The organism is Heliobacterium chlorum, assembly GCF_014502795.1.
In the GTDB taxonomy this organism is placed as follows: domain Bacteria; phylum Bacillota; class Desulfitobacteriia; order Heliobacteriales; family Heliobacteriaceae; genus Heliobacterium; species Heliobacterium chlorum.
In genome coordinates this window covers 1-8542 of the sequence record NZ_JACVHF010000049.1, presented here as the reverse complement: position 1 = coordinate 8542, position 8542 = coordinate 1, and the positions used below count along the sequence as shown (strand labels likewise).

Here is an 8542-nt window from a genome sequence, read left to right as displayed (position 1 = left end):
TACAGGCAGAAGAAGCATTTCTCCACCATGGCCCGAGGCAGTTCATTGGCGTAGCACATACCGGCCACGTCTGCGAATTTATCCAGCAGTCGATTGCGTTCTTCATCGGATACCTTCATATAAAAGGCTCGCATGTCCGGCTTGGCTTCCGCACCTTTTGTCCAGCTGTCCTTGGCAAGTGATTCATAGACAATGAGGAACTCGTCGAAGCCGAATAATAGCGAGTAAGCCACGCACTGCTCTTTGTGATCTGCTTGAGCGTCCTTCATCTTGTACTCACCGATAACGCCAAGGGTGGTGGACTTGGTCTTAAACTCCAGTCCAATCTTGCTGCCATCCGGTTGGTATTGAAGGACGCCGTCCATCATGCCGTACAGTTGGAATCGCTGGCCCTGGTGCTCAAACTGCCTAACCTGCCGAATGTTCTTTTCCCATGCCGGTCGATTGGTGGTTTTCGTCCGTACCACCGTAAACTTCGGTGCATCCAGATGTGTCTCGGCATACAGCAAATCTCGTTGCACCGCCCGGTGAACTGCCGAGCCGTTGCGGGACCATCGGCGTTGATAGGGAAAGCGGTCAACAAAAGAGGCTTCTACTTTTTTAACCTTGAAATAAAGTTCCCGTTCACATTTGTAGGCCGATGAAGGCGAGAAGGTAATGACTCCACGTTGAAAGCCCAGCTTGCTCGTATCGCTATTTAAACCATCCAGTTCATCCATCAGAAGATACTTTTCGATCTCGTTATCGTTCGGTTCCTCGATGGAATGAATCGCGTCGAAATGTTCAAGGATTGCTTTGGTCAACTCTTTACCACGATCGTTGGCATCATATAAAACTTCCTGCCGGAGTTCCTTTGCTCCAACTCGATTGATTAAGCTGCCGATGCAAACCACTCCCCTTTCTTTACCCCTTCGCCCCATCGTTGCATGATTTCGGTATCGACACAAAGCGGTACTGCCAGTGAGGCCGCAGCAGTCATGCACGCCTCAATTTCCTGTACATCACACTCGGTAACACTATCATCCACTAGCATCAATGCCTCGTCATGAACCGTGCCGCACAGTGACCAGCCTCTCGCTAAGCAATACTGTTGTAAATTCAGCATGGCTCGCTTCATGATATCGGCGGCCGTACCTTGGATAACAGCGTTGACACTCTGCCGCCGAGCCGATTCTACATCTCCCTTGACATCGTAAAATTTCCGCTTGAGGTCACGAGGGATATCTTTGTTTCGCCATACATTAAGGGGCAGTTCTTCCACTCCGAGAATCTCACAGATTTGTTTTGCCAAGGAATCGTAGACCTTCGCTTTCTGGCGATGACCGGGGAACCGTCGTTTTCTTCCGTACAGGGTTTCCACGTACTCATTTTCCTTAACAAACTCATGCGTATATTTAATGAAGAAATGGACTTGAGGGTAGGTTCTAAAAACATCACGGATAAACTCCTGTGCCTCGTTCACTTCGATACCCAACTGTTCTGATAAGGTAAACATACTGGTCCCGTAAAGAATCGCCAGAAGTCCGACCTTCATCATCTTCCGGTACTTCGACCCATCGCCGCACTCTTCGATGGGCTTCTTGAATACCCGACTAGCCAACGTGGAATACAAATCTTGACCGTTCAGATATGGCTCTTGTAAATGGCGATCACCGCTGATATGGGCTAAAACTCGAGGTTCGATTTGTGAGAAGTCACTCCCAATAATCAGCTTGCCGGGTGGAGCAATAATCAGCTTCCTTGCATTGGTCGGCAGATTTTGCAGGTTCGGCTCGTTGCTAGAGAACCGGCCAGTCACGGTGGCCACCTGATTAAACGATCCATGAATCCTGCCATCGGACTTAATTCGTTCCGGCAAGGCCTCAACGTAGGTACTTAGGAGTTTTGTGAGTTCCCGGTACTTTAATAGGTGCTCAATTCCGGGATGCTTGTCCTTTAAGGCTTTTAGCGTTTTCACATCGGTGGACCGATCATTGACCTCAGGCAACTTTAGTTCATCGTACAGCTTCCGGGACAACTGGATGGGTGAGTTAAAATTGATATCTCCGAAGTGATCAGTTAGGGATAGCTCCAGTTGGCAGATCTCACCCCGTAGTTCCTCGCCGTATTTCTGGGCGTAGTTCCGGTCAATAAGGAACCCGCACTGTTCCATATCGACACAGACTTCAATTAACGGATTCTCCAGTTCCCTATATAGTTGGTCCAGCTTACCCAATCGCTGAAGGTGCTGCCGTTGCCACTCATAGAGCTTCCACGTGAGGTGTGTATCCTTAGCCGCATAGACCAAGGCAACATCCAATGGGACTTCATCGAAACAGGTCTTTCCAAAGAGGTCTTCAAAGGTGTGGCTGGTATCTTCAAATCCAAAATGCCTACCGTATTTCGTGGCCAGACTCTTCAGGGCATATGACGGTTCATTTTCATTCAGCAGAGCCATGGCTACCCGAGTGTCGTGAGCCAATCCTCGCATACGTACTCCGTGGCGAATTAACATGTGCATATCATACTTAGCGTTATGAAGCACTTTGCCTACCTTCGGGTTAGTGAGCATCGGCATAAGTGCATCCATGACGACCGAGCGTTTTAACTGCTTCCCGGCTTTGTGGGCTACCGGAATATAAACGTGATAATCCGCTCGGGGCAGGGTTAGGGACATGCCAACGATTGTATCGTTGTACACGTCCAAACCCGTTGTTTCTGTATCGAATGCTATAATAGGTTCTTCTTTCAGATCGATGATCAACTGCTCCAACTGCGATTCCGTTTGCACCAGCCGATAGTTTTCCGGTGTCTGGGCGACCATGTCTTTAAGGACCGATTCCTTTCGCTGGTCTTGCAAGTCGCGCCACAACCGCATGGCATGGGCCTTGGTAAACTTCTTAAGGCTTTCTACGCCAACGCCGATTTCACCGGCATCAATGGCCGACTTGACCGACTTTAGGCGTTCCTTGTCAAGGTTCGAAAGGTTCGTTTGGAAAATCGCTTTCTTCGTGGTTCCTGTATGACTAACCCATCCGGAGAACCACACTTCTTCCCAAGTGGGTTCTCGCTGTGCCATCTCCTTTCGTAACTGAGCCTCACGAATTCGGTCCGATGCATCCGGTTCAATGGGCTTCGGTAATCCCATATTCAGTTCGGCCTCATCACCTCTTATAGTTTTCAACCGATTTGCTCCTTTGACTTAAAATACGTTTTCCGGTGTATCATCCGCTTCGATGGGTTTTACTCCGTCTTCAGATGCCTCGTTCCCAAAGAACTTGTCCACCGGAAACCCGGCTTTCTCTAACTCATCGATCTGCTGTTGCCGAGTTCGCGGTTGGAGCACTGTATCGTAGAAGACTTCTTCCACGGTCATCTCGTCAAATCGCCGGAATCTCTCTCGATCCTCTGGTTTCAACTTAATAATGGGATTTAGCGTAAAGCTGGTATCCACTTTCGTGCCGGTTCGCTTGAAGACAAAGGCCAAGTCGTGTAAATCTTCCTTATACTGTTCAATGGACTCAATGATGTTTTGCGATTGACCACGAGTGCCATCGAACACACGAATGCTCCCTTCATCGATATCGGCCATCGCGAAAAGGTATCGTTTGCGAACTCTGAGCCCTTGGTACTCTTCTAACCCTGCTTTGGACGCATCGCAATGAGCACATTTGTGGCCTGCCGGTTCAATACAAGGCTGAGTGTATATGCCGTGTTGATAGGAACCGTGTGCCCGGTATTCCACATAATCTTCAGGAGACAGCAATCGAACCCGAACAGAATCACCGTCTTTTAACCGGATATAGACTTTCTTAAAGTCGATATTAAAAGATTTCTTCGTCATGGATTCTTTAGCTGCTTTACCTCTTGCAGTGACAATAGACACAAACAATTCCTCCCTAGTTAAACATTGTTATTACTATCGACGGACAAATTCGGTTATAATAGCAACTGAACATTGTTTAAGCAACCTGCTCTTCTTGAGCTAGGTAATTGATCAGTTTTTTCTTTAGTCGGCTCATCGCCTGACGGGATTTCCCATCATACGACGGTGCGCCAAGCATTTTAGATACTTCGTCAGGTTTGAACCCGTATTCTAACATTCGAATAATCCAACCATCATGCTCGTGAGTTTGGCAGAACTCATCGAGCAATTTTTTTGTCATGATTTGATCTTCCAATATCTCTGTATCTTTTAAGATTTGGCTGAGCGATTCACCCGTTTCACTATCTACATAATCTAAGGACACCTTCATCATGGGAGATATCTGCTTTTTGCCGGTGTAATGTCGGTATAGTTTGATGGCCATTCGGTTTAGACGTAATCGTAAACACTGAGTAAAGTTTGATTCCCCTTTATAGTGAACCGCCGATTTCCACACCGTTTCGTTGAACAAGCTTTCAAGTTCTTCGTACTCCAGAAGACCGTTGGTACTGATACTTCGCTTTCGGGCCTCTTTTTTCACGATGGGCTGCATTAGCTTGAGGAGTTCATTAAGTGCCTCTGCATCACCGCCTTTGGAAATCTTGGTCGCCAGTTCGTTCGCTTTTTGGTCCAACTCCTGATACTTCAACTTCACCGACCCTTTCCGAATTTTTTTGTGGGAGAGGTTAAAACCCCTACACTTATCAAATCGCTTTTTTTCGCCGTTTGTGACATCGAAAAGCCAAGATTGCTAATTCCAATTTAATCCGTGGACCTAATTGGTAATCGCAGGGCAGAAAAAAAAGGTTGCGAGGAACATGGAGCGAATCCAGTGAAACCTCTGCAACCGTTTTTGATTCCATTTTAGGCTTTTGCTTTCTGGCATTTGTGTTCAACCGGTTGGTTAAACTAGCGACACCCTTACGATACCACTATTCCTACAGGGCGAATAGATGTAAAACGCTGGAATCCAAATTGCACATAGACTCTCATCGTTGTGGGGAATGTAATTTCGGGGGTATACGATACGCTTCGAAAGGATAAACCATGGCTGAGCGGAAACAAACGGCCCGAGAAAAAGCAGCCCAATTAGAGCGACAGGCAGATGTCGGCGAATATCTCCGGGGTCTACGGGAAAAACATGAACTCACGTTGACCGAACTTGGGAAAAAAGTGGGGGTTTCTGCTGCGTATTTATCCGAATTAGAGCGCGGCTTCAAAACACCCAGCGATAAATTAATTATGGAGTTGGCTGTTCTGTATGAAATTGACATAGAGGATTTATTTAATCGCTTTGGCAAGATTTCTGCTACAGCTACGACAGTGTTAGAAAAGAATCCGGGAATCCAAAAAACGCTGGCAACGATTTCTAGAGATCCTCGACTTTCCGAAGAAGAAAAGCAAGACTTGTACGATGAATTTTTCAATGTCTATTTATCGTATAAACAGGACATTGAAAAACGAAAAAGTTAAACAATTATGCAATAAGAGGATGTGATACTACTTTTGTTTGTATTAAAAATCATTATTGCATGTATTTTACTGTTCATGTCTGCGTTCATCGTCGCTTGGATTCGAGGGAGCAGATTCTTTCTGGATATACGAATTGATCGAAATGTTAACCAAACCATGATAAAAATGCCCGTTGGAGAAAATAAATACGTTATTTTTACAAATCCCGAAAAAGTTCCCGAGGTTTTTGAACTTATTTTTCAATACATTATGATGTTAAAATCGCCAGATTTGGTTGCTGTGGAAAAGAATCCAGCTCGGACAAATTATATTTTTCATAAAATGAGAATAACCGCCGTTATACTATTCTTAGCTGGTCTTTCTCTCCTATTATTTCCATAAATTACGCATATCCGTCTTTCCAATAGGGCACCTCTCGAGTGCGATCTAACACCCCCATACGTTCATTCACAGGAACATCGTTGATATCTTTTGCAGAATCCGGCAGTTGAATCTCTTGTAGACGGACATAACCTCCCAACTGCCGGATAATACTTTCCGCAATCCTTCTCCCGGCACGGTCGTTATCGGTGGCAACAACTAGCTCTTGAATGGGCGATTGGAGAATCAGTTCTCGCTGGCGTGTGGACAGATGGGCTCCCCCAAGTGCGATAGCCGGTTGTCCAATTTGCCATAGGGTGATCGCGTCGATTTCGCTCTCGACGATGTGTGCCCGAGATGCTCTCGCTTGATAGATACGGTTCATTCCGTAGACGTGGTTTTTTACGGGCTGTCCATCGGATACATACCAGAACCATTTGTGATTGACGCTACGGAACTTAATCGTTACTAACGCCCCATTACGGTCGAACCAGGGAAAGGTAATAGCCCGATTCTTTCGGTCATAGCCTATCTGAAAGGCACGCTGGTGCGGTTCCTGAATACCCCGTTGTTCCAGGTACGGGTGACGATATCGGAATTCTTTTAACCGTTCCAACGGCAAGGGTTCGAGCCGGGTCTCTTCTACGGGGAGACGAAAAGATAGTTGCACGGAATCGATGTCCTTTAGAAGGATTCCATACTCTTGTATTAGGTAACTTTCCGTTTCAAAAATCGTTTCATTCCGTAACCAAGACAGGAGCTTCGCGAATCCGCCCTTTTTCCATTCCTCGTCATCGCTTCCACTATCAATCCAAACTCCGGTATGAAGATGGACAGCAAAAGATGGATGGCGTTCGGATCGGAAGGGGGAACAGGCTATGAACTTCTCCCCCATCCACCGTGGCCGTTGCCAATCATACAATTGAAGTTCTCTGGCGATGTCTACGTCTATTTTATGGCATCGGATTGTGGTCATTACGCCGCCTGTGCTTCTGATATATCCAGAGAATCAATCATTTCCTTCACCACTTCTATGGCTTGTGGGAGCATCCCCTTCTCCGAGAGATATACCGGACGAGTAAGTCCTAGAATTTTTCCTTCACCAGGATTAATCTTGTATTTGTTATAAAATGCCTTGTCGAATTCCACGCACCAGGCCTTCTTTACGTGAATTCCTGATTGTTGAGAGAATACATAGATCATTTTTGTTAGTTTGTTCCGAAGCTCATTATCCATGGACGGAATGTCAACAACTGTAGCTCTACCACCCCAACGACTAACACTTCTTTTGAACAGTCGAAATTCTTCTTTAAGTTGGTCAAGTTCCTTTCTCGTCTCTGCCGCTACAGATAGTGCATGACTGACCGTTTTTTCATTTAATATGAGGCGATCCACTGTCATTGAAAGAACATCTTCCACTCGTATTTTCGATTGAGTCTTTTCCTTCAAACAGTAATACTCATCGACTAACATCTCATAGGCTTCCCAAGCCCGGTCGGTTTCGAGGGACTTTGCGTGCATGAAGGCTCCTTTTTCGGTCCAAAGGTAAAGTGTCCTGGCGTTCTTTAGCGTCGAGGGTAAACCTGTTACACTTTGTAACAGGTTCATTTTTTCTTCACCTTGGAGTGGAATGTAATGTTTACCCTCGATAAATCTCTTCTTATTTCTAGAAAAGTTAGTTCTTATGGTAGTCGTATCCGTTTCGTAGGCTTGAGCTAATTGAGTTGATAACAGAACCCGTTGTCCTTCACGTTCAATCACTTGCAAATTCGTCATTTTCATTTCCTCCAATGTTTTTATTAGAATTAATCGGTAATATTAGTACTCGGTATCTCAACTCAAGCCACAACCTTTCTTTTTTGAAGGACTTGCCGAATGAACTCTACACCTTTTGGAGACACCAATGTGCGACTTTTGGTATGCCACAATCCATTGGCGAAGAAGCTATATTCTTTCACTGAGAAATAGCCGCTCTCGATATACTTTTGAAGCGGTAAATTCTTATCCATTCCACTCTTGATTAAAATCCCTTCATTGCGTAGTGCCTCATAGGTTAGGTTGCGACCTTCATCCATGGACTTGGCCACTTCTGACATGGTTTGCCACCCATGGGATTCGATAAAGGTATCAAAAGCTTCCACTTTCGGTGCATCGGCCTCAACCTTAGCGACGAGTTCTAGTCGCATTTTTTCTGTTTGGACAAGAGCATCCAGTGCTTCAACGTAGTTCTGAGGAATTAGCCGGCCCTCGTAGGTGGGGCGTGATATCTGTTCTTTCAGACGGTAATATTCATCGACTAACTGTTCATAAGCAGCCCAAGCTTGATCTGTCTTTAGGCTTTTCGCATGTAGGCAAGCTCCTTTTTCAGTCCAAAGGTATAAGGTTTTGGCGTTTTTCAAGCTATTTTGGGAACCGATTTCATTTTGAAATAGGTTCATGAATTCTCTCTTTTCGGGACCTTCTAGAGCGAAGAAGTGCTTGTTCAAGGTATACCTATTTTTATTTCGATGAAAGTTTAGGTTTAGTGTTGAAGAATCGGTTCCAAATACTTCAGCTAGTTGTGCCGTTGTCAGTACCCGTTGGCCTTTTTGTTCAATCACCGATAAAGATAACTTCATCATTGATGTCGTCCTCCTAATTATTGTTTTAAGTTTTGGTTTTATAGTTGGGCATCCATTAAGAGGCCAGTTTTCTTCGCTTCAGAACATTCCGGATGAATTCTATCCCAGTGGGAGAAACCAGCGTTCGGCAACGAGTCATCCATTGTCCATCTTTCCAGAAGGTGTATTCCTTGACCGAAAAGTA

8 protein-coding genes are annotated in these 8542 nt (G+C 45.4%); 1 reads left to right on the top strand and 7 read right to left on the bottom strand.

Annotated elements, in window-relative coordinates; genetic code table 11:
- From H1S01_RS19175 to H1S01_RS19160, 4 genes are all read right to left on the bottom strand, one after another.
- A partial coding sequence (locus H1S01_RS19175) for a hypothetical protein (protein ID WP_188042002.1) occupies positions 1-893 on the bottom strand: 893 nt, incomplete at its 3' end.
- The gene (locus H1S01_RS19170) at positions 872-3163 is read right to left on the bottom strand and encodes a DNA polymerase (RefSeq protein WP_243237446.1); all 2292 of its coding nucleotides are present in this window, start codon (positions 3161-3163) and stop codon (positions 872-874) included. The genes H1S01_RS19175 and H1S01_RS19170, both read right to left, overlap by 22 nt.
- An 18-nt stretch (positions 3164-3181) precedes the next feature.
- Entirely contained in the window at positions 3182-3865 is a 684-nt protein-coding gene (locus tag H1S01_RS19165; RefSeq protein WP_188042001.1) for a hypothetical protein, read from the bottom strand.
- Between the two features lie 76 nt (positions 3866-3941).
- Positions 3942-4553: a sigma-70 family RNA polymerase sigma factor gene (locus H1S01_RS19160; RefSeq protein ID WP_188042000.1), complete on the bottom strand. Its 612-nt coding sequence runs from the start codon at positions 4551-4553 to the stop codon at positions 3942-3944.
- 398 nt (positions 4554-4951) lie between these two features.
- On the opposite strand from H1S01_RS19160, the gene H1S01_RS19155 reads away from it, so the two are divergent.
- Positions 4952-5377, top strand: a complete 426-nt coding sequence (locus tag H1S01_RS19155; RefSeq protein ID WP_188041999.1) for a helix-turn-helix domain-containing protein — start codon at positions 4952-4954, stop codon at positions 5375-5377.
- A 382-nt stretch (positions 5378-5759) separates the two neighbouring features.
- Here H1S01_RS19155 and H1S01_RS19150 read toward each other — a convergent pair whose 3' ends face one another.
- The 3 genes from H1S01_RS19150 to H1S01_RS19140 all read right to left on the bottom strand — a co-directional run bounded on the left by H1S01_RS19150 (position 5760) and on the right by H1S01_RS19140 (position 8358).
- On the bottom strand, positions 5760-6713 hold the full coding sequence (locus H1S01_RS19150) for a toprim domain-containing protein (RefSeq protein ID WP_188041998.1): 954 nt from the start codon (positions 6711-6713) through the stop codon (positions 5760-5762).
- Positions 6713-7513 (bottom strand): ORF6N domain-containing protein, encoded by an 801-nt coding sequence (locus H1S01_RS19145; RefSeq protein ID WP_188041997.1) that lies wholly within the window; start codon positions 7511-7513, stop codon positions 6713-6715. The genes H1S01_RS19150 and H1S01_RS19145 overlap by 1 nt, the downstream gene beginning before the upstream one ends.
- 62 nt (positions 7514-7575) lie before the next feature.
- Positions 7576-8358 carry a phage antirepressor KilAC domain-containing protein gene (locus H1S01_RS19140; RefSeq protein ID WP_188041996.1) on the bottom strand — a complete coding sequence of 261 codons (783 nt, stop codon included), beginning with the start codon at positions 8356-8358 and terminating at the stop codon, positions 7576-7578.
- Positions 8359-8542 lie beyond the last annotated feature (184 nt).